This window comes from Sediminibacterium roseum, from assembly GCF_009939005.1.
GTDB lineage: Bacteria > Bacteroidota > Bacteroidia > Chitinophagales > Chitinophagaceae > Sediminibacterium > Sediminibacterium roseum.
In genome coordinates, this window is the sequence record NZ_JAACJS010000015.1 from 908,224 (window position 1) to 932,346 (window position 24,123).

Here is a 24,123-nt window from a genome sequence, read left to right on the forward strand (position 1 = left end):
AAGCTGCCCGCAAAACGGGCAGCCCTGGTACTATTTAACTGTATTACGCGTCCTTGTTGCCCTGCAGCAATTCCACGCTGCGGTTGATGAAACTTGTCAACGCATTTCCTTTCAGCAAACCTTGTGAAAGCAGCGCAAGGTCTGCGAGGTTCTTCACTTGTTTTTGCTGCGTTTCTGTATTTTTTTCTTTGAGTAAGGTTTGATAGATCGGGTGGTTGCCGTTCACGGTCAGCGTTACTTCATCCGGCATCTGCGCATAGAAGGCAGTCATGCCGCCGCCTACTGCACCCATGTCTTTCATGCGGCGCATAAACTCCGGCCGTGTGGCCACCACCGGTGCGGCGCCTGTGCTTAGTCCCTTGATCTCGGTGGTAACATGCAGGTCCGAAATATCGAGCGTGAACAGGTTTTTCAATTGCTCTTCTTCCTCTTTGCTCAGCACCATTTCGTTCGATTCCTGTTTGTCGATGAGATTGTCTACGATATCGGCATCCACGCGAACAAAACTTACATTATCCCATTTCATCTCCATGGTATTGATGAATGCAGCATCCACCAATGTTTCCATTTTTATGATCGTGAACCCTTTTTCTTTCGCTGCCTGGATGTATGCGTCCTGTTGCACCGGGTTGGTGGTATACAGGATCACCTGTTTTCCATCCTTGTTCTTCTGCAGTGTCTCCGTAGCCGTTTTGTATTCTTCAAGGGTGTGGAACTTGCCATCGGTATCTTCCATCACCAGGAACTTGTTTGCTTTTTCGAGGAACTTATCATCGGTCATCATTCCGTATTTCACGAACAGGCCCAGACTTTCCCATTTTTCTTCGAGTGCGTTTCTTTCTGTGCGGAAGATCTCATCGAGTTTATCCGCTACCTTTTTGGTGATGTGGGCATTGATCTTTTTAACGTTCGGATCTCCCTGCAAATAGCTGCGGCTCACGTTCAATGGAATATCCGGGCTGTCGATCACACCCTGCAGCAACATCAGGAACTCCGGAACAATATCCTTCACCTCGTCTGTAACAAAAACCTGGTTGCTGTACAACTGTATCTTGTCTTTCTGTATCTCGTAGCTCTGCTTGATCTTGGGGAAATACAGAACACCTGTGAGGTTGAAAGGATAGTCAACATTCAGGTGTATCCAGAACAACGGTGTTTCATTGTATGGATAGAGCTCTTTGTAAAATTTCTCGTAATCTTCCTTGCTGAGGTCCGACGGTTTTTTGATCCAGATAGGGTCTGTGTTGTTGATGGACTGCTCCACCTCATCTTCTTTTTTTGTTTCTCCCGCTTCTGAAAAATAAATAGGGATCGGCAGGAACTTACAGAACCGTTCCAGTATTCCCCTTATGCGGCCGGCTTCAAGGAACTCTTTGCTTTCTTCGTTGATGTGAAGAACGATCTTGGTGCCGCGCTGGTTGTAATCAACTTCATACAATTCAAATTCCGGGCTTCCATCGCAGCTCCAGTAAACGCCGCTGCCTTCTTTGTGGCTTTTTGAAAAGATCTCCACTTTATCACTTACCATAAAGGCACTGTAAAACCCAAGGCCGAAATGGCCGATGATATTGGCATCCTTGTATTTCTGCATGAATTCTTCCGCACCACTGAAAGCAACCTGGTTGATGTATTTGTCAACCTCTTCGCCGGTCATACCCACGCCCCGATCGATGATGCTAAGTGTTTTTTCCTTGGCGTCCAGCACCACATCTATGCGCAATTCACCCAACTCGCCTTTTGCTTCACCGATCGACGATAATGTCTTTAATTTCTGTGAAGCATCGACTGCATTACTCACCAACTCACGTAAAAAGATCTCATGATCACTGTACAGGAATTTTTTGATGATCGGAAAGATATTCTCCGTCTGAACACGTATCTGGCCTTTTTGCATATTGTTTGTTTTGCTGCAAATGAACAAAGAAAATACCAAACCCCGGGCCGCTGTCAGATTGGCAAAGCGTTTTTGTGGCGTTTGGTCCAGGCTGCAAAGAAGTCAAACGCAGGGGCAGCGACGGTTACGGTCTGTGCTCGACCCCCTGAAAAGATCTGAATTTTTGTCTTTGGCTGGCCATGATCAACTATTTGCTCGTACGGCAGGCTACCAATCCAATCTACGAGTCAGCGGCACCAGACCCGCTTGTTAACAGTCGCACAGGTTTGGTCCTGTCGCTCGAAAAATAAAAAAGCCACTTTGCCATAAAAAATGGCCTTTCACAATGAGCGATCCGGTTGTTCGGGGAACACAATGACTTTGTATTAGGCATCTCGCACGGCCGCGAGCCCGGTGACAAGGCAATCTCCCTTTGGTTGATACATGTGTATTTCACCCAAAAAGCTTTCCTCTTCAAAAACAAACTTCCTGGCTTCAGTTCCCATCAACGCGAATATTGTCTAACTGAAAGGTCGTCGTCCTCTTATCAAAAGCACTGGGAGGATCCGCTGCATCGTAACGAAAAGCCAGCCATACATTGCCGTTCAACCCGGAGAGGCTCACCTTTCCAGATGACAACCAATCTCCCCGTACAGCAGAGACCGAACCTTTTGCAACCACCGCTTTCAACAATGTCCATTTGAATTTTGAAGGCGTGCTGCCACCATCGTAGTTCGTAGATGCGAATACCTGCAAGGTTCCTCCATTGTCGAATGCATCTTTGGTTTCAAAACGAAGTACCTCATTCGCAGAATTGCTGAGGTTAATGGAGGGCATGATCAGCCAGGATACAACTCCCGCCTTACCTGTGGCGAATGCACTGATCTCCGCGAACGTATTGCCCCCAGTTTTCTTTGCAGCGAAACGAATGCCCCCGCTTTCTGCTATGTTTCTCCACCCGTTGATCGAAAGCTCCTGCCCCAGTGCAGCCTGCTCGAAGTTCTCCGCTGCCAGCACTTTAAATCCAGCAGCCGTGCACCTCAATCCATCCATACGAACATCGGATGTGTCGCGCAGCATCAATTGCTTTTCTGTTCTGAATACGCTGTAAACGGCTACCAGGCTCCCATTTCCCCTGGGAATCTTTGCGCCCGCGAAACCCGCAAACCCACTCGTTCGAAGGTATGCGCTGCCGCCTGTGCAGGATTTTACGGTTGCGTTGTCAGAAAGTTTGTTAACCGCATCGGCGTATGTTCTTCCTGTATCGGCTGTCGAAAACTCAACATTGTCTATCAATAACAGGCAACTTTGCAACGAGTCCTGCAACTCATCCATCCGGACGGGTTTGGGGATGACGGGATTGTTAAGCGTGCCGCGCAGGATAAATTTGTCAAACAACGGCGTGGGTATCGGCCTCAGTTCAGGGAAAGCAGAATCGGACCTGTCAACAGCAGCGCCAAGCTGGATCATCTTTGCATAATCGCCGAGCCAGAGGGTTTTAAGTTTCACGGCGATCTTTCTACCCACAGGGTAATTGTTGTACAACCCTGTACCGTCCATCCGGATGGTGATGCCGCCCGTGCTATCCTGCAGCACGATCGATTTGTAAAAATTATCATGCCTGTCGTCTGCAACAACAATACCCTCAATAACATAATCATCCAGGATACATTCGAACCCTCCGGCAAAATGCATCGCCCGGAGTTCTTTTATGGTAAGATTTGCCGTTAGGTTTATACCGGTATACGGAGGTGGCATATCAAATTTCCTGTAACAACAAAACCCGATAACAGACAGTATCAACAACATACATAGATAATTCCGATTCCTTTTTTTCATAACGACTGTTTATAAACGGAGTGAACAGTTAAGTGAAAAATTCAATCCCATGGCATAAAAATATTTTGGTGGAAACTTCCCTGTATTTTTTGTCTCCACATCGAAACGCAGTTGTTCGTACCCGCCCGAAAACATGTTCTTCTTATTCATCAGGTTGCTGATGCTCAGATTAAGTACGATGGTTTTCCTTTTTGCTGAACCAAATAATTTTGTGCGTACCGAACCTCCTCCTGAAAAGTCTATTGTATATTGTTCCGGTAATTTTTCCTGCGCAATGATCCTGTTCCATTGATCACTTCCCTCGGCAACATCCTCCAGTGCTTCATACGTTCTGCGCAACGGGTTTATGTCGAGCCACTGCTCCCTGAAATAATTACCTGATACATTCAGGTACCATGCCCCATTGGCCGATTGGTAACCGATGCCCAGGCCATAGGCTTCCTGCGGCGTCCCTCCCACCCGGTAATTCTTCTGGTAGATGACCGTCCGCTCCAAAACATAGGCATCGTTATCTGCCGTTACCGAAACCATGGGCCGGCTGTTGTAATAAAATCGCCCTGCCGATGCGGCCGCATTCAGTGTGAATCGTTTTGCAAGTTTCCATTCAAGGCCAAATTCAATCCCGTAATGGATCTTGTCAATTCCCGACAAAGCGTAGTTCACAAAGTTTCCATAACCATCGTGGTAAAAGGTCATTACATTCATCCCTTTCGCAAACGAGGTAACATAACAAGTTGCCCGCATTTTTACAGCGGGTGCATTGCAGATAAAACCGCTCTCCGCCGAGGTGATGCTTTCGCATTGGATCGTTTCCTGTTTTGTGTCCCTTGTCCGGGGGGATATGAAAACGTTATCGAACAAAGGCGGCCTGCTCATCTGCAGCGCGTTGAAATAAAAATATTTGCGCCCGTTGATCTTATAAACGATTCCCGCCTTGGCGGCAAGGTTGCCAAACTCAACCGGTATTGATCGTCCATAAGAATTACCCGGGAACAGACCGTTCCGCATCTTTCCGTCGCGCTGGTAATTCGTATAAGAAAACTCAGCCGCTGCAAAAAAATCGAACCGTTTTTTTGTCGCCACCAGTTGTACCCATCCTGCCGCTTTGCTGGTGCGGATCATGTAGTCGTAACCATAAACATCACCCTCATGCAGCACCCTGTTCGGATGGTTAAGATCGTTCTGAATGGCGGTCATGTTATCTGGAAAATCTCTTTCGGCAAACTGGTTCCAATCCATGGTGTAGTCGCTCCCCAGCAGGTCGTGTATCTTTTTATAATAGCGGCTCTGCTGTGACTGAAAAGAGCATCCGCCGCTGAAACCCAGCCATTCATTCAGTCTTGTATTGTATACCCTGTTCAACTCAATTCTTTGCAGGTCCACAACACGCGCTTCGAGCAAATAATGCGCGCGCAGCCCGGTGTATGCATTGCCCGGGATACCATCTGCATCCGGTGTTGTCTCAAGGCTGTTGCGGTTGATTTCATAGAGGCGGTCCCAATTGATCTGCAACAGCGATGGATCGGCTTCTATCGCATCTTTCAACATCACCCGAAGCGCTGAATCCGGCTGGTAGGACGGCAGGTACCGGTAATAATCCGGCCGCGGATCCGGCGCTTTGTACCAATCCAGTGCCGTACTGCTTTTCATTCCTTTTACCAGGCCGATGCTGGTAACGATGGTAGTGTGGTTGTTGATGCGGTGTTCATCGCTCAGAATGATCACCGGTTGATGTGCCCGGGCAATGTTCGCATTTCTTTTCCTGCCGTTCTGGTAACCCCAGTATGGATTGTGAAAATCATTCTCCAGGAACGCTGAACATTCCTTTAGTACGGGCCCCTGCTTCGCGTTTGTGGTATGGTTTCCAAAAAGCACGAGCGACAAAAGATGGTTCCCGCCCAGCTTCTTGTCAATGCCCGCAAAATAGGCCGCACTTTGATAATCCGTACCCGGCACAACACCCGTTTTTGCCATTCGCCAACTGGCCGAAACAGCGTAAGCCCACCCTTTCTTATTCATCGGTTTTGTTTCCGTGAACGTCCACCGATGGGTATACGACCTGTTGCCGAATGAATATCCGTATTGTGTTTGCACCCTTTGTTTGGATGCGCGCATGTCTGTCGATACCATGTTGCCCACATTGCCAAACGATTGCTCACCGGCACGCAAGGCAAGAACAAGCTGGCTGTTGCGCGTAACATCGTTGAGGCCTGACCATAAACTCCATTGGGTGTTGCCATCATCCAGGTTGTTCATGTGCATACCGTTTACCTGCGTGCTGAACAGATCCGCATCATAACCACGCATTTTAAAACGCAGCGCAGAGAAATGAAAAGAGGCCATGTTCAGGAAAACATCGCGGTTCGAATACAATACAGAGGGAACGTATGGAGCGCCCTGGTCAGACCGTTCGTTTTCATTGACCGTAACCACGGGCATCTCGTATACCTGCTCCTGCGCCTGCAATGAGGTATCTGTATTTTTATCTTTAAAGGGTTTGCTTCGCTGTGCGCATAGCAATTGCTGCAGGCACACGAAAGCCAGTAACCACAATAGCTTGATCATGGTGAAATGATTTTTGTCAATAAAAAAGAGGAGGCTGCGCGAAGCGTTTACAAACAGGATGTAAAAATAAAATGCGATGCGACAAAACAATCAGCACAGTGAATTTTATGCGTTAAATACGGTGTTTAAATCCGGTGGCAAATACGCTTTTTCAAGATGAAACGCAGTAATAGATTTGCTCTTGAATGTTGAAGGATTCGTCATCCCTGCATTCGAAAAAACAAAGCCATGCGGGAACTATTTTTATCGATAACGTTGATGGTTTGCCTGTCTCTGCCGGCGCAAACAAAAAAATACAAAGTATGTATCGTGGCATTTTACAACCTCGAGAACTTTTACGATACGGTTGACAACACATTGGTAAACGATGAAGATTTTACGCCGGGCGGTATAAAAAAATACAATACCGCGATCTACAAAGACAAAGTGAATAAACTGGCTTCCGTGATCAGCCTGATCGGCACGGACGATTCTCCCCTGGGCGCCACCATCCTGGGTGTTGCTGAAATTGAAAACGATACGGTATTGAACGACCTTGTTCATCATCCGTTCCTGCTTAAACGCAATTATAAGATCATTCATTTTGATTCGAGGGATGCACGCGGCGTGGATGTAGGGCTTTTGTATGATCCGAAAATGTTTCGCCCCGAAAAAGCAGAAAAATTATTCGTTCCCTTGCCGGGCAACAGCAAGGAAGCTTTTTTTACAAGGGATATTCTTTACGTAAAAGGATCGCTGGCGGGTGAGACCATCCATGTTTACGTGAACCACTGGCCCAGCAGGCGCGGCGGTGAAGAAAGGAGTTCGCCTGCTAGAAAGGCGGCTGCGTTGGTTTGCAAACACCATCTCGACTCTGTTCTTCGCAGGCAACCCGGGGCCAAGATCATTGTGATGGGTGATCTGAACGACGATCCGGATAGCCCGAGTATCGTAGACGCACTTCAGGCCCGGGTTTCCATCGCACGCACAAAGCCCGGTGAGCTGTTCAATCCCTGGGCGGCCCTGTATGCGGAGGGGATCGGCACCCTGGCCAACAGGGATAGTTGGGGGTTGTTCGACCAGATCATCCTATCCCATGCGTGGCTGAACCGGCGCCAGGAGGGTTTATTCTACCACGGGGCGCATATTTTCTCAAGGAATTTTATGCGGGAGAACGCAGGACGTTACACCGGTTATCCCATGCGTACCTGGGATGGCAACACCTACCGGGGTGGTTACAGTGATCATTTTCCTACTTATCTTGTGCTCCTGAAAGCGCCGGATTGAATAAAACGGGTGAAAATCCCCTGTTTACGGGCATTTTAGCCAAAAATACTCCGGTATTCCTACGCCAAACCCACATCTTTTCCCTACTTTTGCAACCCCAAATCTGTATTTGGCAGATTCTCCGATTCGGGTTAGACCGAAGGGATGACCACTGGGACAAACCAATTTAAAACCTAAAAATTCAGGTAATGAACAATTACGAATTGATGGTGATCTTTACTCCGGTTCTTTCTGAAGAAGACTTCAAAGCTTCACAGAAAAAATATTCGGACCTGATCACTGAACTGGGTGGTGCAGCCGTGCACAGCAACCCTTGGGGATTGAAGTCCCTCGCTTACCCTATCGAAAAGAAAACAACCGGTATCTACTGGTTATTTGAATTCCAGGGGCCTTCTGATCTGAACGAAAAATTGAAGATCCAGTTATTGCGTGACGAGCAGGTTATGCGTCACATGATCACACGTCTCGATAAATACGCCGTCGAGTACAACCATGTTAAAAGAAATGGCGGATTTGCAATGCAGGATAAACAACCACAGGAGGCTTAATCATGGCAAAGAATGAAATAAAATACCTGACGGCCATCAAACAGGAGAAGCCAAAGAAAAAATTCTGCCGCTTCAAAAAATATGGCATTAAATACGTTGATTACAAAGACATCGAGTTCCTGAAAAAATTCATCAACGAGCAAGGTAAATTGTTGCCGCGCCGTTTAACAGGAAACTCCCTGAAATACCAGCGTAAAGTACAGGACGCTGTTAAAAAAGCGCGCCAGATGGCATTGTTGCCGTATGTAACGGACCTGTTGAAATAAACAATTATTAGTAACCATCCCTAATTCGACTACAAAACTGTCGAAGACAGGCCGAAGCTTCAGCGCAGGCCTGGGCTCTTGGGACTAAACAAAATAAAATGCAAGTAATCTTAATTCAAGACGTAGACAACCTGGGTGGCCGTAATGAGCTGGTAACTGTAAAAAACGGTTACGCGCGTAACTTCCTGATCCCACAAAAGTTTGCGATCGAGGCGAGCCCTTCAAACCTGAAACAGCACGAAGAGCGCCTGAAAGTTCAAAGCAAGAAAGAAGCAGCGATGCTGGCTGAACTGAATAAAGTAATCGATGTTCTGAAAGCATCTCCTGTAACCATCGGTGCAAAAACCGGTACAAGCGGCAAGATCTTCGGAAGCGTTACTGCCCTCCAGATCACCAAAGCGATCCGCGACCAGAAAGGTTACGAGATCGACCGCCGCCGCATCACCATTGTTGATGAAGTGAAAGAACTCGGTACGCACAAGGCTTCTATCGACTTCGGCAACGGAAACGTTGTTGAAATTGATTTCGAAGTGGTAGGCGAATAAGCTTAAACTCCTTCTACATAGAGCCCGTTCGAACAACGAACGGGCTTTTTATTTGGCCCAGACCAGGGGTTAAACCCCCTGCCCGGCAGGGCCGTGTTTCCAAAATACCCCTATTACCGATCCCCAAAATGGGGAAATACCCCTGTATTAATTCGCTGCTTTAAGACCTGTAAAAAAACATTTAAAATCCATAAAATCCCTATCTTCATAGTTCCCAATGGCAGTAGATCTATATTCCGGAAGGTTATTCACGTAAATGCTTCAAGGTTTTGGTTACTGTTTTTGGTTTTTTTCATTTAATTTTTTTTAGAACATGAACATTTACGTAGGAAATCTGAACTGGAACATGTCCAGCGAAGACTTGCAAAACCTTTTTGCACCGTATGGCGAAGTAACCAGCGCCAAAATTGTTACCGACAAATTCAACAACGACCGCAGCAAAGGTTTCGGTTTTGTTGAGATGGCTGATGATGAAGCTGCACGCGCAGCAATCGCAGCGTTGCACGACACAGATGTTTTGGGTCGTAAGATCGTTGTTAACGAATCGACACCACGCCCTGAAGGCGAAAGAGGCGGCTTCAAGAAGAAGAGCTTCGGTGGTGGCGGCGGCCGTCCTGGTGGCGGTGGTGGCTACGGTGGCGGAAGCCGCAATGGCGGCGGTGGCGGATACAACCGCGATCGTGGTGGCAATGGCGGTGGCGGTGGATACAACAGGTATTAATCCCACGCACAATTAAAATTATTCAAGTCCGGTATACAGCCGGACTTTTTTATTTCCCGGCATCGCCGTTCGCACATCAGAATATTTTTCGACCGTGAAAAAAATCAGCCGGCCGGAAGTTGAACCGTGAAAACGGTGCCTGCATTTTCTTCGCCCGAAACAGCGATCGATCCTCCATGATCCTGTATGATCTTTTTACAAACAGACAACCCGATCCCAAAACTCGATTCGCCTGCGGTGCCTTTGCGTTGCGCTTTCGAGAACATATTGAAGAGATGCGGTTGAAGGCCAACGGGAATACCAATTCCGTTATCGGTTACCGTGATCTGTAAGCCTTCGTTTTTCAATGCTGCAGCAATAACGATCCTGCCGCCGCCCGGCGTAAACTTGATCGCGTTCGAAACAAGGTTCTGGATCACGCGGGTGATCTTTTCAGCGTCAAAGAAACCTTCAAGCGGTGCAGGCGGAAGCTCTGCCACCAGCGTTTGCTCTTTTCCCTTTGCGATGGGCCGGAGAAGACGTACGACATTTTCGATCAGCAGGTTAAGATTCGCTGGCGCGCGGTTTAATTCGCCGGAAGCATCAACATCATTCTTCAACAATTCGTTGATCAGGTTCAGCGACTGCGCGGATGTTTGCCGGATCATCTTTACATATTGTTCGTTCTCGTCCGAAAGCTTGTCTTTCCCATCCAGGACAATAGAAGCGAGCGAATGAATGCCGCCGATGGGGCTTCGGAGATCGTGCGCAACAATACGCAGTATTTTATCCTTTGCTTCTTTTGATCTTTTCAGGTTCTGATACGCAAGGGTGAGTTGGTTCTGGTACTTATCGTAGAGATACTTAAACGAATACAGGAACAACACATACAGAAACTGCGAATAAAAAATATTGATGTATGGATTCGCTTCGGCATAGGATTTAAAGCCAAGCAGGTTGATATCGCGCACGCGGATATAGGTAACAAAACCGATGATGGTGAGTGAAAAAAGAACGAACAGTAACTTGTTGTCGAGCAAGATCACCGCGCTCATGAGCGTGATCAACAATATATATTCTGTGCCGTTGCGGAAATACAGCGGGCCGAGTATGAACATCCACGAAGAAAGTAAAAAGACCAGCGTGCGCATCCATAATTTTTTCTGGATGGCATTGATGTAAAGCCCGATGCTGTACAAAAAAAGAAGCACACAATTAAATACGGCCAGCTCATACCGCCCATTGGAAAAATTGATGGGGATGCCGGCGATGATAAACGGCAGCCCGATGATCAGCGCCATATTGAACATCACCGTTTTCTGAACATCGGAAAACGGCATACCAGGTGTAACTCCCAAATAGAAAATTCCCGTAACCCTTTTATAGATATGTTGAAAGAAATGCATGCGCTGGTTCGGGGGGTATGGGTTCTGTTGCGCGATGAAGTTACAAAGTAACCGCGAACGGATACATCCTCCGGATAACCACGTTATTAAAAAGCCCCGGTGAAAATGCTCACCGGGGCTTTGCTTACGAAGCAGGAAGCAATCCTGATGCGGTATTGTATTTGTTCATATCTACAGCCCCGCTCACGCCACTCACCGAGCCGCTTTCGCTGTATTGCCAGATTGCCCATTCGTTCCATCCACCCGGAACACCAGGCATACCCGGGTTGTAATTGGCCAACCACAACGGGTATTGGCTGAATCCGGCGGGATTACCAAGCTGGCTCCAATAATTCACCGAACTGTAAATGACCGGTGTGATTCCCCATTTGCTTTTTACCGCATTCAGCCATGTCTCAATCGCCGCCAGTACAGAAGCGGAATCTGCACCAGTCACATTCATCTCGTAGTCAAAAGCCGGTGGTAAGGTATAGGGATAAGTATCGCCAACCTGTTGTATAAAATTATCAGCCTGGCTTTGCGCAGTTGATTCCAGTGAGAAAAAATGATACGCACCCGTAGCGAAGCCTGTTGCGGTCGCGCCTTTTATATTGGCCGCATAACAGGGATCCTGGAAAGTGCTGCCTTGCGTGGCTTTCACATACACGAACTTAATATTTTGTGGATCTGCTTTCACGGCGTTCCAATCGATCGTTCCATTGCCATGAAAAACATCGATGCCCAAAAAGTTGGCGATCACCGGCGATGAGCCGCCCCCCGGATTGCTGCCCTCGCTGAATCCGAGCGCCGCAGCGGCGGCATAGGTTGATGGACCAACGATGCCGTCGGCCGTGAGCCCCTCTTTGGTTTGAAATGCCTGGGTAGCGGCTTGTGTTGCAGGGCCGAAGATCCCGTCGGGTGTGCCCACCGCATAGCCGAGCGAAGCTAAAAATTGTTGCCATTGGGTAACGGCAGCGCCGTTGCTGTTGAGTTGAATGATTGACATTTGATTTTGGTTAAATGATGGAATATTGGTTTGCAGCCGGTGTATTATTTATTCTCCGTACTCTTCAAAGCCGCATACGCGCCGGCGCTGAGCCCGAGCAGGATGAGGTTGGGATCGGTGATCACCGGGATCACTTTATTGATGACGGTGAGTGGGTCCGACTTGGTATTTACCGGGCCGATATTGACTACGGAACGATAAATAAACCACACGCCAAACACCAGGTTGAATACAAAAGCCTGCAGGCGGTGGATGCTGATCCCGTTTTTGTCTGAAAGGATATCGAGCCAGAAACCCTGGCTTGGCAAATTCTTACTCAGGTTAGCCGTTGCCGCTGCACCTGCGGCGCTTGCCGAAGCATCGTCGCTTATATCGATGATGCGCGCTGTGGCTGTTGTGAGTATCCCGATACCGAGCAGTTTTAAAGTCGAGTAGTCGAGTGTAGGGATCTGCCCTGAGGCAAGTGCGATGGAGATAAAGGAAGCGAACACGATGAAGGTCCACCAAACCAATTGAAGACGCGCGTAGCTGTAAGGTTTGGGATGAACCACATTGGTGGCATCGCAGATAAAACAGTATTTTTTCTGAAAGAAAACCGCGAGGAGGAACAACACGGCAAATACGAACAGGTAGATCAGTCTTGGGTCCATATAAAATTGTTTTGGTTGCCAAACGATTGAAATATACCGGTGCGAAGAAGCGGGCCTGGACCCTAAACAACTTCAGTATGTTTCATTTTGGGGGGGCGCAAAACTGTGGATGGAACTGATCCTGGATCGGGAGGAGAAAATAAAGATAGGAAGTTTCCTAAATATATATACATTTTTTTTAAACTGAATGGGTAGGGGGTATCAGACAGGCAAGCCCCGAAGCAGTCTGTCGTTGCCTAAAAACAAAAAAAACGCCCAGTTGCCTGGAGGTTTTCAAAAAAACAGCGGCTATCTAATTTCCGAAACTGCAAGTGCAGTGGTATGATCGCGAGCGAGCGTTGGTATAACAAAAATCCTTTCGTTTTCTGTGGGACATTCAGCAATTGTGGAGGCTGGTACCTTGGTGGAGGCAACCCGCTAACAAAAAAGTAAATCGGGTAGGGTCTAAAAACAAAAAAGCCTTTCAGTTTCCTGAAAGGCTTTCAATAAATATGGCAGCTACCTACTCTCCCAGCGTGATGCGAGTACCATCGGCCATGGGGGACTTAACTTCTCTGTTCGGAATGGGAAGAGGTGAACACCCCCGGCAAAACCACCATAAGATCTTAATACATGAACATTACTGACACGTAAATAATTTACATATTGGGAAGCTAGAAGAATTACAAGAAAAAAAATAAAGCTTACGGGCAATTAGTACTACTTGGCTTTGCTGTTACCAGCTTTACACCTATAGCCTATCAACGTCGTAGTCTTCGACGACCCTTAAAAGTAAACTCATCTTGTGGAAGGTTTCACGCTTAGATGCTTTCAGCGTTTATCCTTGCCGTACATAGCTACTCTGCATTGCACCTGGCGGCACAACAGATACACCAGCGGTACGTACGTCCCGGTCCTCTCGTACTAAGGACATGTCCACTCAATTTACTAGCGCCCACCACAGATAGGGACCGAACTGTCTTGCGACGTTCTGAACCCAGTTCACGTGCCACTTTAATCGGCGAACAGCCGAACCCTTGGGACCTTCTCCAGCCCCAGGATGTGACGAACCGACATCGAGGTGCCAAACCTTACCGTCGATATGAGCTCTTGGGTAAGATCAGCCTGTTATCCCCGGAGTACCTTTTATCCTTTGAGCGATGGCCCTTCCATACAGAACCACCGGATCACTTTAGCCAGCTTTCGCTCCTGCTCGACGTGTTTGTCTCACAGTCAAGCACCCTTTTACTAATGCGCTCTGCGTACGATTACCAACCGTACTGAGGGTACCTTTGCGAGCCTCCGTTACTTTTTAGGAGGCGACCACCCCAGTCAAACTACCCACCATGCAATGTCCCCCGCAAGGGGTTAGGTTCTAAGCAACAAAAGGTTGGTATTTCAACGATGACTCCACAACACCTGGCGATGCTGCTTCAAAGTCTCCCAACTATCCTACACATTTGTTGCTCAAAATCAATGCAAAGTTGTAGTGAAGGTTCACGGGGTCTTTCCGTCCCGTGGCGGGTAACCGGCATCTTCACCGATACTACAATTTCACCGGGCTCGTGGAGGAGACAGTGTTCAACTCATTAGACCATTCGTGCAGGTCGGAACTTACCCGACAAGGAATTTCGCTACCTTAGGACCGTTATAGTTACGGCCGCCGTTTACTGGGGCTTCAGTCAGGAGCTTTGGCTTGCGCCGAACACCCTTCCTTAACCTTCCAGCACCGGGCAGGTTTCAGGCTCTATACGTCAACTTTCGTTTTTGCAGGGCCCTGTGTTTTTGTTAAACAGTTGGTTGAACCATTTTACTGTGACCGCATCGCTGCGGTACGCTTTATCCCGAAGTTACAGCGTTAATTTGCCTAGTTCCTTCTCCACGGCTCACCCGAGCGCGTTAGAATACTCATCCCGTCTACCTGTGTCGGATTCCGGTACTGGCTGCTATGCTCGCTTTTCTTGGCAGGGATTTTATGGTTTCGCTTCGTCCGAAGACTCCACTCAGGCGTACACTTCCGTACGTACGCAACCACCACGTCCCTGCGTCACTTTTAATGCATAGTAGGTGAAGGAATATTAACCTTCTTTCCATCAGATACCCCTTTCGGGTTTTCCTAAGGACCAGACTAACCCTGATCCGATTAACGTTGATCAGGAAACCTTAGACTTTTCGCGTTAAAGTTTTTCACTTTAATTATCGTTACTTATGCCTACATTTTCTTTTCAAATCGCTCCAGCATACGTCGCCGTACACCTTCTGTGCAGATTTGAATGCTCCCCTACCACTCTAGCAAGCTAGAATTTAGAACTTCGGTTCATGGTTTGATGCCCGATTATTTTCCGTGCAGGATCTCTCGACCAGTGAGCTGTTACGCACTCTTTAAATGAATGGCTGCTTCCAAGCCAACATCCTGGCTGTTATAGAAATCCCACCTCGTTTGATCAACTTAACCATGTATTAGGGACCTTAGTTGCTAATCTGGGTTATTTCCCTCTCGGCCACGGACCTTAGCGCCCGCAGCCTCACTCCCGGAGATATATGATAGCATTCGGAGTTTGTCAGGGTTTGGTAGGCGGTGAAGCCCCCTAGCCCAATCAGTAGCTCTACCTCTATCATACTTCTATATCCGAGGCTGTTCCTAAAAACATTTCGGGGAGAACGAGCTATCTCTCAGTTTGATTGGCCTTTCACCCCTATCCACAGGTCATCCCAAGACTTTTCAACGTCAACGGGTTCGGTCCTCCATTCTGTGTTACCAGAACTTCAACCTGCCCATGGATAGATCACAAAGTTTCGCGTCTAGCCCGACTGACTAATCGCCCTATTTGGACTTGCTTTCGCTTCGGCTCCGTTAAATAAGAACTTAACCTCGCCAGTCAGGACTAACTCGTAGGCTCATTATGCAAAAGGCACGCCGTCACTCATATTTCAGAGCTCCGACCGCTTGTAGGCGCACGGTTTCAGGTACTATTTCACTCCCCTGTTCGGGGTGCTTTTCACCTTTCCCTTACGGTACTGGTTCACTATCGGTGTCTGAGGAGTATTTAGCCTTACCAGATGGTGCTGGCAGATTCACGCAGAATTCCTCCGGTTCCGCGGTACTCAGGATACCTCTCGTCCACGTTAATTTGTATCTACAGGGCTATCACCTGCTATGGCTTAACTTTCCAGTTAATTCGATTTGATAACGCTTTCTAAACGAGGTCCTACAACCCCAGATCGGCACGCCGACCTGGTTTGGGCTCTTCCCTTTTCGCTCGCCACTACTTGGGGAATCATTATTATTTTCTTTTCCTCCCGGTACTTAGATGTTTCAGTTCTCGGGGTTGGCTCTCTTTCGAGTAATACACCTTCAGTGTACTGGGTTGTCCCATTCGGAAATCTACGGATATATCGATCGTGTGCATCTCCCCGTAGCTTATCGCAGCTTACCACGTCCTTCATCGCCTCTCAGACCCTAGGCATTCACCATGCGCCCTTAATTGCTTTAAAAAATTTATCAGTTATGATCTTGCATATAATCATAACCTCTCTTGTAATTGATTTCGCTTTCCCAATATGTCAAAGAGCTTATACAAAAATTAATAATTAGTAAATAAGAATTAATAATTGTAATCGCAGATGTTAAGGATCCGATCCTCGTGGCCTGTTGCCTACATCTCATGTTTAACTTGTACAACGCACCGCCTCAGTAACTTTCTGTTTAGTACTAAAAAGTGGAGGATAACGGATTCGAACCGTTGACCCCCTGCGTGCAAGGCAGGTGCTCTAGCCAGCTGAGCTAATCCCCCCGCTGTGTTATTAGTAGACCCGACCAGAGTTGAACTGGTGACCTCTACATTATCAGTGTAGCGCTCTAACCAACTGAGCTACGGGTCTGAATCGGGTACTAACTGTACTTTGTTAACTAAATAAAGAACTGGTTTTGTCCTCCTTCGCCAAGGCTTCGGTGGACAATTTCCCTTGCAGGAAATTGAAAGAGTTGGAAACAACAGACAACGATTTACACCGTCTCTAAAAGGAGGTATTCCAGCCGCACCTTCCGGTACGGCTACCTTGTTACGACTTAGCCCCAGTCACCGATTTTACCCTAGGCAGCTCCTTTCGGTTACCGACTTTAGGTACACCCGGCTCCCATGGCTTGACGGGCGGTGTGTGCAAGGTCCGGGAACGTATTCACCGTATCATTGCTGATATACGATTACTAGCGATTCCAGCTTCATGGAGTCGAGTTGCAGACTCCAATCTGAACTGAGAGCAGGTTTTTGGGATTGGCTTCATATCGCTATGTTGCAGCCCTTTGTCCTGCCCATTGTAGCACGTGTGTAGCCCTGGGCATAAAGGCCATGATGACTTGACATCATCCCCTCCTTCCTCACGCCTTACGGCGGCAGTTTCAGTAGAGTTCCCAGCATTACCTGTTGGCAACTACTGATAGGGGTTGCGCTCGTTGCGGGACTTAACCCAACACCTCACGGCACGAGCTGACGACAGCCATGCAGCACCTTACTATCTGTGTATTGCTACAAAACTAGCTTTCACTAGCGGTCAAATAGCATTCTAGCCCAGGTAAGGTTCCTCGCGTATCATCGAATTAAACCACATGCTCCACCGCTTGTGCGGACCCCCGCCAATTCCTTTGAGTTTCAACCTTGCGGTCGTACTTCCCAGGTGGATTACTTAATGCTTTCGCTCAGACACTTAAAGTGTATCTCAAATGTCGAGTAATCATCGTTTAGGGCGTGGACTACCAGGGTATCTAATCCTGTTTGATCCCCACGCTTTCGTGCCTCAGCGTCAATATATGCGTAGTAAGCTGCCTTCGCAATAGGTGTTCTATGTCATATCTAAGCATTTCACCGCTACATGACATATTCCGCTTACCTCCACAATATTCAAGATAGATAGTATCAAAGGCAGTTCTAGAGTTAAGCTCTAGGATTTCACCTCTGACTTACCTACCCGCCTACGCACCCTTTAAACCCAGTGAATCCGGATAACGCTTGCACCCTCCGTATTACCGCGGCTGCTGGCACGGAGTTAGCCGGTGCTTATTCATCTGGTACCGTCAAGTGAGAAAGAATTCCCTTTTTTCGTCCCAGATAAAAGAAGTTTACAATCCAGAGGACCTTAATCCTTCACGCGGCATGGCTGGTTCAGACTTTCGTCCATTGACCAATATTCCTTACTGCTGCCTCCCGTAGGAGTCGGGCCCGTGTCTCAGTGCCCGTGTGGCTGATCATGCTCTCACATCAGCTACTGATCGTAGACTTGGTGGGCCGTTACCCCGCCAACTATCTAATCAGCCGCACACCCATCAAGAAGCGTCGAAACTATAATAATAAAATGATGCCATTTCATTATGTTACGGGGTATTAATCCAAATTTCTCTGGGCTATTCCCCACTTCTCGGAAGGTTGTGTACGTGTTCCGCACCCGTTTGCCGGTCGCCAGCGAGTATTGCTACCCCTGCTGCCCCACGACTTGCATGTATTAAGCCTGCCGCTAGCGTTCATCCTGAGCCAGGATCAAACTCTCCATTGTAAATGAATTGTTCAATCTGACTATTATTCTCAATAAATTGAAATTAACGTCGGATATGTTTGTTATTTTTTTTGATAGCGTAAATCTTACCATGAAATTCAAATTTCATGCTGCTGTTGTTTCCAAACTTTCAAAGATCTTGTTGGCTTTACTAAGCCTCCCTTTTTATCGGGTTGCAAAGGTAAGAGCCTTTATTTTAGTGACCAAATTTATTTGAAAAAATTTCAAACTTTTTTAGCCGCAGAAATCATTTTAAGAACTACCGTTTTTTCAAACGGGTTGCAAAGATAAGAGGCTTTTTTTCTTCACCAAATTTTATTCAAATTTTTTGTGAGATTCTCTTTGTTTTTGCTTCAATGAACATCCCGTTTTGTTGAACGGGCGGCGAAGATAGGACTGTTATTTTTACCACCAAATTTTTCTTCAAAAAAATCAGAAAAATTTACTGATGAATCATTCGCCGTATTTTGAAAGAACATCCTCTTTTTTTAAAAGCGGGATGCAAAGATAACCGCAGTTTCCTTTTCTCCAAATCTTTTTCAAAACTATTTCCATGGCTAAACGTTAAACCCCGTCTGGCAAAGGGTTTCAGCGCAAAAAAAAATTACGGCGCCGGCTTCGTTTCGGCCCGGGTACAACCATTCATGCGGAAAATACGGGGGAAATTGCCCGTGTTGCCCAAGCCAGCGCATACTAGCGAGCCGGACCCAGCAACTGCTTTAACGTATCGTTATAATACACACGGTTCAAAAAAAGCCCCTGCGCCGGTGTTGAGAAGTCTGCGCGGCTGCAATCCTTCGCTTCGATGATCTCACGGAATGCCGCGACCGGCGTTTGCGCCCTGCCCACTTTCAGCATGGTGCCCACCAATCCCCGTACCATCCCCCGCAGAAACCGGTTGGCCCTTACCCGGTACACCAACACTTCGCCTTCTTTCTCCCAATGGGAATATTCTATCGTACAGTTGAAATTATTTACCTGCGTGTTCCTTTTCGAGAAACTGGTAAAATCACGGTACTCCTTTATAATACCGGCGGCCTGCTGTAGTAAGTCCAGATGCAGCGGAAAAGGATACATCCATCCCCTATCAGGCAAAAAAGGGTTCTTTTTATGATAGATAAAGTATTTGTACTCGCGTGCAACCGCATCAAAACGCGCATGGGCTGTTGCTGGCACGGGGTAAATGCCGTGCACGGCTATATCGGGCGGAAGGATCGCATTCAGGTTGTAAACGCTCTTTGCAGTAATGTCCAGCTCCGTATCGAAATGAAAGAAGTTCTGAAAAGCATGTACCCCCGCATCTGTACGCGATGAGCCGGTGAGCTCAAAACCCTGGCGGAACAAGGTATGCAAAGCTTTTTCTACCTCGAACTGGATGGTGGGTGCATTATCCTGCACCTGGAAACCACTATAGGCCGTGCCCTTGTATGAAAGTTCCAGGAAATAGCGCGGCATAGATCTAATTTGACATGAACAGGTAGCGCCTGCGGGTTGCCAACCACTCCCGATTCTGCGCCACCATATCGATGGTTTGATTTGTATGTTTCAAAACCGCTGCAGGATTGGTTCCTGTTTTCGGCATTTCTTCGGTGAGCACGGGGATGAACAATGCGATCGTATCCGATCTCACCCCATTGGTAAGTACATATACCTGGTCAATTCCCGTGGAACCCGATTTATCGAAGATCTTCGAAATGCCCGTGGTCAATGGCTCCCTGGGCCGCGCAACAACCGGCGAACCCGTTTTTACCGCAGGTGTTTCCACAGACCTGACTGGTATTTTTTCTACGGGCCTATCTTCTGAAACGGGCGCGGGTATTGATGCCGGGGGTTTTTCTGCAATAACCTCTTTGGGTGCCGGCTCTATATATACGCCTTCTATCGTGGCCCATTCCACCATATCAAATAAACGCCAGCTGTTGTCGATTGCCTGTCGCAGCGTATATCCCTTTGTATCATTGCCAACGGCAATCGTATACCTGAATTCCGCTTTTTCCATTCCATTGAAAAATACGGTGAACGACTGGTTGCCCGAACCCACCTGGGGCAATACAAGATAACCGGAAGCAGAAGACTCAAATTTTTTGCCGTTCCATCTGACCACAAAGGGCTGGCCGAATTCTGTTTGCAGGTGCACCGAAACGGGTTGCTGCTCCTGTGCAGACGCATCCGGCACAAATAAACACAGCACGATCAAACAGCAGTAGCTTCGGAACAGATTCATAAGGCGAAGATAATTAATGTGGGGCGAACAAGGGCGCAATCGTGAAACACGGGTGGCAATCGCAGCCCCTTCGCCGGATAAATAGGATATGCTTAACAAATACCGAGCTTTGCCGGTGCACCACAGTTCACCTCACCTTTGCGCACGATTTAGCATCTTTCTAAGCGATACTATTTTATCTTTATAGATTCTAAAAACTATCTATGAAGAAACTCTTACTGGCGATCGCTGTTTTTGCAAATGGTTTGCTGATGGCGCAGAATACCGTCTCCATTTCGGTGGAAAAACCTGAGTACCGCGCATTTGCGACAAAGATCAATGACCTTGTACACACCAGGCTTGACGCAGGTTTTGATTACAGCAGGTCTTATCTCAATGGCAAAGTGTGGATCACACTCAAACCTCATTTCTATCCTACCGACTCCTTACAGCTTGATGCAAAAGGAATGAACATCAACAAGGTCGAACTGGTTAAAGGAGGGAAAAACATTCCGCTCAAATACAGGTACGACAGCATGGTGCTCAACATCAAACTGGACAGAACCTACAAGAGCAACGAAAACTACGTCGTTTACATCGATTACACCGCAAGGCCGAACGATTACAAGGGTGAAGGAAGCGTGGCGATAACCGATGCAAAGGGCCTGTACTTCATCAACCCGACAGGAGAAGACAAGACCAAACCCACACAGATCTGGACGCAGGGCGAAACGGAAGGAACCTCTGTATGGGTGCCTACGATCGATAAACCCAACCAGAAAACCACCAACGAATTCAACCTCACCGTTCCCTCAAAATTCATTACACTTTCAAACGGTAAACTTACCACGCAGAAAAAGAATGCCGATGGAACGCGTACCGATTCATGGGTGATGGACCTTCCGCATGCGCCGTATCTTTTCTTTATTGGCGTGGGCGATTGGGCCGTAGTTAAGGACAGCTATAAAGGAAAAGAAGTGAGCTATTACGTAGAGAAAGAATACGAAAAAGTGGCGCGCAAAATCTTTGGCCTTACACCGGAGATGATGAAATTCTTTTCTGAAAAAATCACGGGCATCGAATATCCCTGGATCAAGTACAGCCAGGTAGTGGGCCGCGATTACGTAAGCGGTGCAATGGAAAACACTACCGCAACCCTTCACCAGGAAAGCGCACAGCAAAATGCACGTGAACTGGTTGATGGCAACGAATGGGAAAGCACCGTTGCACACGAACTGTTTCACCAATGGTTCGGCGATTATGTTACCGCCGAAAGCTGGAGCAACCTCACCGTTAACGAAAGCTTTGCCAACTACAGCCAATTGCTCTGGTTTGAATACAAATACGGATCCGATGCGGCCGACTTTGAGAACATAAACGATATGCAGACCTACCTCACGCGTGGCGACAGGAGCCGCGACCTTGTATTCTTCAACTACGCAGACAAAGAAGATATGTTTGATGCGGTGACATACGAAAAAGGCGGACGAATCCTTCATATGCTGAGAACCTATGTGGGCGACAGTGCATTTTTCAAATCGCTCAATAAATACCTTACCACTTACAAATTCGGGAACGGCAATGCGCACAAACTTCGTCTTGCGTTTGAAGAGGTTACCGGTAAGGATCTCAACTGGTTCTTTGACCAATGGTATTTTGGAAGCGGCCATCCTAAGCTTGACATCAGCTACGGATACGATGCCCCCACGCAAACCGCGAAAGTGTACATCAAACAAACGCAGCCCGGCGATAAATTATTCAAGCTGCCGCTGGCGATCGATGTATACAATGGCAGCAATAAAAAACGGTTCGATGTATGGGCAGAGAATAAGGCAGATACTTTTTCATTTCCTGTTTCATCCAAACCTGACCTGATCAATGTAGATGCGACAAAAACAACTTTGCTGGAAAAGAAAGACAACAAAACGCTTGCAGAGTTCATCCATCAATACAACTATGCTACCAATTACATAGACAGGAGGGAAGCGATTGATGCGGCAGCAAAAAATGTTAAGGACCAGACAGGTTACAATTTGCTGGTGAAAGCATTGAGCGATCCTTACTGGAGGGCGCGTTCAAGAGCGATCAACAGTTTTGCAAACGCGAAACTGGATGATGCAACGCTCAGTAAAATCGAATCCATCGCAAAAACAGATGCGAACAGTACAACCCGCGCCGTGGCGATCGATCTGCTTGCAAAACAAAGAAACGAAAGCTATAAAGATTTCTTTGTGAAGGCAACACGTGATTCTTCGTACAGCGTTGCAGGCGCAGCTTTGGAAGCGTTGGGATTACTCGACGGGCCCAGAGCATTCGCCATCCGTAACGAACTCTCGAAAGACGATAACCGCGGGCGTTTGCTTACTGCGCTCACCAATGTTACCGTTCAATATGGTGACGAATCGACTTTCGATTTCGTAAGCGACAACTTTGGAGAAATGCCATTGACACAAAACAAACTAAGAATGGCAGAGACCTTCGGAAATTTCCTTACAAAAGTTTCCAACAAGGAAAATTTCAGGAAAGGCGTTGAGCAGATCGAAAAACTGTTCCGCCAGGATATTCCATCGCAGGCGAGGGCGCAATTTGAGCCGCAGCTGAATGCGTTGCTGAAAAACATCGCTGATAAAAAAGATTCGGCCGGGCAGAAAGAGCTTGCCGATTTTGCAAGGTCCAAGATTTCAAAATAATTCAAACTTATTTACAAAAGCAAAGCCACCCTACTTGCGCAGGGTGGCTTTTTTGGTTGATGTTGGGAACAACATTGAGCCTGAAGATAAAGTGTTTTGCATAAACTGCCGTAAATACAAAAGCAGTTAAACAAGCGCAGGAAATGATTTCCTGGAAACTTATTTAACTGCTTTGGTTATTTTAACAGCCGTTACCAATCGCTTCCGGCGCCACCGCCGCCAAAGTCGCCGCCTCCGAAGCTTCCGAAGCCGCCGCCTCCGCCTGAGCTGCCGCCTCCGCCGCCGCTCCAACCACCGCCACCGCCTCGTCCGCCGTTAAGCAGTGAACCGATGATGATGCCTTCTGCAAGTCCGCCCCAGCCCCTTCGGCTCATCATGCCACCGCCTCGCCCACCGCCCCTGCCGCCACCGCCCGCGCGGCTCGCGATGATCACGATGATGATCACCGCGATGATCACGAATTGGAGGATGTTTTTACCGATGGATTTGCCTTTGGCAGGACTGGCTTTCTTTGCATATCCTTCCGGCGCGGTGTATTCGCCGGCAGCTGCCTTGATGATGGCATCGATCGCGTTGTCGAATGCCTGGTAATAATTTTTGTTCTTCAGGAACGGCACCATTTCATTGTCCACGATACTTTTTACGGTGATCGATGGCAGCGCGCCTTCCAGACCATAACCTGGTGCTATAAAAACTTTTCTTCTTCCGTTCTCCTCTGTTCCGGTGCTTACCAGGATAACAACACCGTTGTCTTTGCTGGCTTGTCCGCCCACGCCCCATGCATGGCCGATCTCTGTTGCGTATTGATCCGATTCGTACCCGTGCAAGGTTTTAACGGTAACCACAACAATCTGGTTACTTGTGCTTGCATTGTACGCATCGAGCTTTTTTACGAGTGCATTTTCTTCATCGTCTGATAGGATGTCGGCAACGTCTACAACCCCGCGTGCATTCGCCGGCTTGGGCGGCAGCAGGTCATGCGGAACGATCTGCGCCTGCAACACACCTGCGATCAACACAAAAAGTAAAAGAAAAATTTTCCGCATGGAACTTGTTTACGA

15 protein-coding genes, 2 tRNA genes and 3 rRNA genes are annotated in these 24,123 nt (G+C 47.6%); 6 read left to right on the forward strand and 14 right to left on the reverse strand.

Annotated features, from left to right (window positions below; all coding sequences use genetic code 11):
* Nucleotides 1–43: 43 nt before the first annotated feature.
* From htpG to GWC95_RS15165, 3 genes are all read right to left on the reverse strand, one after another.
* A complete protein-coding gene (htpG, locus tag GWC95_RS15155; RefSeq protein ID WP_161819561.1) occupies nt 44–1,894 on the reverse strand; it encodes a molecular chaperone HtpG in 1,851 nt (616 codons plus the stop codon).
* 474 nt (nt 1,895–2,368) lie between these two features.
* Nucleotides 2,369–3,712 carry a DUF5689 domain-containing protein gene (locus GWC95_RS15160; RefSeq protein ID WP_161819562.1) on the reverse strand — a complete coding sequence of 448 codons (1,344 nt, stop codon included), beginning with the start codon at nt 3,710–3,712 and terminating at the stop codon, nt 2,369–2,371.
* A 9-nt stretch (nt 3,713–3,721) separates the two neighbouring features.
* Entirely contained in the window at nt 3,722–6,277 is a 2,556-nt protein-coding gene (locus GWC95_RS15165; protein ID WP_161819563.1) for a TonB-dependent receptor, read from the reverse strand.
* 228 nt (nt 6,278–6,505) lie between these two features.
* Between GWC95_RS15165 and GWC95_RS15170 the strand changes: the two genes are divergently transcribed.
* The 5 genes from GWC95_RS15170 (at nt 6,506) to GWC95_RS19925 (ending at nt 9,623) form a co-directional block, all read left to right on the forward strand.
* Nucleotides 6,506–7,543 carry an endonuclease/exonuclease/phosphatase family protein gene (locus GWC95_RS15170; protein WP_161819564.1) on the forward strand — a complete coding sequence of 346 codons (1,038 nt, stop codon included), beginning with the start codon at nt 6,506–6,508 and terminating at the stop codon, nt 7,541–7,543.
* Between the two features lie 188 nt (nt 7,544–7,731).
* A complete protein-coding gene (rpsF, locus tag GWC95_RS15175) occupies nt 7,732–8,091 on the forward strand; it encodes a 30S ribosomal protein S6 (protein ID WP_161819565.1) in 360 nt (119 codons plus the stop codon).
* A 2-nt stretch (nt 8,092–8,093) separates the two neighbouring features.
* A complete protein-coding gene (rpsR, locus tag GWC95_RS15180) occupies nt 8,094–8,357 on the forward strand; it encodes a 30S ribosomal protein S18 (protein WP_161819566.1) in 264 nt (87 codons plus the stop codon).
* A 98-nt stretch (nt 8,358–8,455) separates the two neighbouring features.
* Complete coding sequence (rplI, locus tag GWC95_RS15185; RefSeq protein WP_161819567.1) at nt 8,456–8,902, forward strand: 50S ribosomal protein L9; 447 nt, start codon at nt 8,456–8,458, stop codon at nt 8,900–8,902.
* 313 nt (nt 8,903–9,215) lie between these two features.
* Complete coding sequence (locus GWC95_RS19925; protein ID WP_161819568.1) at nt 9,216–9,623, forward strand: RNA recognition motif domain-containing protein; 408 nt, start codon at nt 9,216–9,218, stop codon at nt 9,621–9,623.
* Between the two features lie 104 nt (nt 9,624–9,727).
* On the opposite strand, the gene GWC95_RS15195 is transcribed toward GWC95_RS19925, so the two are convergent.
* The 10 genes from GWC95_RS15195 to GWC95_RS15240 all read right to left on the reverse strand — a co-directional run bounded on the left by GWC95_RS15195 (nt 9,728) and on the right by GWC95_RS15240 (nt 20,393).
* The gene (locus tag GWC95_RS15195) at nt 9,728–11,008 is read right to left on the reverse strand and encodes a sensor histidine kinase (RefSeq protein ID WP_237722171.1); all 1,281 of its coding nucleotides are present in this window, start codon (nt 11,006–11,008) and stop codon (nt 9,728–9,730) included.
* A 124-nt stretch (nt 11,009–11,132) separates the two neighbouring features.
* Nucleotides 11,133–11,993: a GH25 family lysozyme gene (locus GWC95_RS15200; RefSeq protein WP_161819570.1), complete on the reverse strand. Its 861-nt coding sequence runs from the start codon at nt 11,991–11,993 to the stop codon at nt 11,133–11,135.
* Nucleotides 11,994–12,037: 44 nt separating this feature from the next.
* Nucleotides 12,038–12,643: a hypothetical protein gene (locus GWC95_RS15205; RefSeq protein ID WP_161819571.1), complete on the reverse strand. Its 606-nt coding sequence runs from the start codon at nt 12,641–12,643 to the stop codon at nt 12,038–12,040.
* A gap of 489 nt (nt 12,644–13,132) precedes the next feature.
* Nucleotides 13,133–13,243 (reverse strand): 5S ribosomal RNA (gene rrf, locus GWC95_RS15210).
* A 73-nt stretch (nt 13,244–13,316) separates the two neighbouring features.
* Nucleotides 13,317–16,117, reverse strand: a 23S ribosomal RNA gene (locus GWC95_RS15215).
* A 225-nt stretch (nt 16,118–16,342) separates the two neighbouring features.
* Nucleotides 16,343–16,416, reverse strand: a tRNA-Ala gene (locus GWC95_RS15220).
* 14 nt (nt 16,417–16,430) lie between these two features.
* Nucleotides 16,431–16,504 (reverse strand) — tRNA-Ile (locus GWC95_RS15225).
* A gap of 138 nt (nt 16,505–16,642) precedes the next feature.
* Nucleotides 16,643–18,169, reverse strand: a 16S ribosomal RNA gene (locus GWC95_RS15230).
* Together the 16S, 23S and 5S rRNA genes with 2 tRNA genes alongside form the textbook arrangement of a ribosomal RNA operon.
* A 693-nt stretch (nt 18,170–18,862) precedes the next feature.
* On the reverse strand, nt 18,863–19,624 hold the full coding sequence (truA, locus tag GWC95_RS15235; protein WP_161819572.1) for a tRNA pseudouridine(38-40) synthase TruA: 762 nt from the start codon (nt 19,622–19,624) through the stop codon (nt 18,863–18,865).
* Nucleotides 19,625–19,628: 4 nt separating this feature from the next.
* Nucleotides 19,629–20,393: a hypothetical protein gene (locus GWC95_RS15240; RefSeq protein WP_161819573.1), complete on the reverse strand. Its 765-nt coding sequence runs from the start codon at nt 20,391–20,393 to the stop codon at nt 19,629–19,631.
* A 203-nt stretch (nt 20,394–20,596) separates the two neighbouring features.
* Here GWC95_RS15240 and GWC95_RS15245 point away from each other — a divergent pair, with 203 nt between their 5' ends.
* Nucleotides 20,597–23,062 (forward strand): M1 family aminopeptidase, encoded by a 2,466-nt coding sequence (locus tag GWC95_RS15245; RefSeq protein ID WP_161819574.1) that lies wholly within the window; start codon nt 20,597–20,599, stop codon nt 23,060–23,062.
* 191 nt (nt 23,063–23,253) lie between these two features.
* On the opposite strand, the gene GWC95_RS19930 is transcribed toward GWC95_RS15245, so the two are convergent.
* Entirely contained in the window at nt 23,254–24,108 is an 855-nt protein-coding gene (locus GWC95_RS19930; protein WP_161819575.1) for a TPM domain-containing protein, read from the reverse strand.
* Between the last annotated feature and the right edge of the window lie 15 nt (nt 24,109–24,123).

Coding starts and splice junctions, on each gene's coding strand:
- htpG (WP_161819561.1), bottom strand. CDS start 1,894: ATGCAAAAAGGCCAGATACGTGTTCAGACGGAGAATATCTTTCCGATC.
- GWC95_RS15160 (WP_161819562.1), bottom strand. CDS start 3,712: ATGAAAAAAAGGAATCGGAATTATCTATGTATGTTGTTGATACTGTCT.
- GWC95_RS15165 (WP_161819563.1), bottom strand. CDS start 6,277: ATGATCAAGCTATTGTGGTTACTGGCTTTCGTGTGCCTGCAGCAATTG.
- GWC95_RS15170 (WP_161819564.1), top strand. CDS start 6,506: ATGCGGGAACTATTTTTATCGATAACGTTGATGGTTTGCCTGTCTCTG.
- rpsF (WP_161819565.1), top strand. CDS start 7,732: ATGAACAATTACGAATTGATGGTGATCTTTACTCCGGTTCTTTCTGAA.
- rpsR (WP_161819566.1), top strand. CDS start 8,094: ATGGCAAAGAATGAAATAAAATACCTGACGGCCATCAAACAGGAGAAG.
- rplI (WP_161819567.1), top strand. CDS start 8,456: ATGCAAGTAATCTTAATTCAAGACGTAGACAACCTGGGTGGCCGTAAT.
- GWC95_RS19925 (WP_161819568.1), top strand. CDS start 9,216: ATGAACATTTACGTAGGAAATCTGAACTGGAACATGTCCAGCGAAGAC.
- GWC95_RS15195 (WP_237722171.1), bottom strand. CDS start 11,008: ATGCATTTCTTTCAACATATCTATAAAAGGGTTACGGGAATTTTCTAT.
- GWC95_RS15200 (WP_161819570.1), bottom strand. CDS start 11,993: ATGTCAATCATTCAACTCAACAGCAACGGCGCTGCCGTTACCCAATGG.
- GWC95_RS15205 (WP_161819571.1), bottom strand. CDS start 12,643: ATGGACCCAAGACTGATCTACCTGTTCGTATTTGCCGTGTTGTTCCTC.
- truA (WP_161819572.1), bottom strand. CDS start 19,624: ATGCCGCGCTATTTCCTGGAACTTTCATACAAGGGCACGGCCTATAGT.
- GWC95_RS15240 (WP_161819573.1), bottom strand. CDS start 20,393: ATGAATCTGTTCCGAAGCTACTGCTGTTTGATCGTGCTGTGTTTATTT.
- GWC95_RS15245 (WP_161819574.1), top strand. CDS start 20,597: ATGAAGAAACTCTTACTGGCGATCGCTGTTTTTGCAAATGGTTTGCTG.
- GWC95_RS19930 (WP_161819575.1), bottom strand. CDS start 24,108: ATGCGGAAAATTTTTCTTTTACTTTTTGTGTTGATCGCAGGTGTGTTG.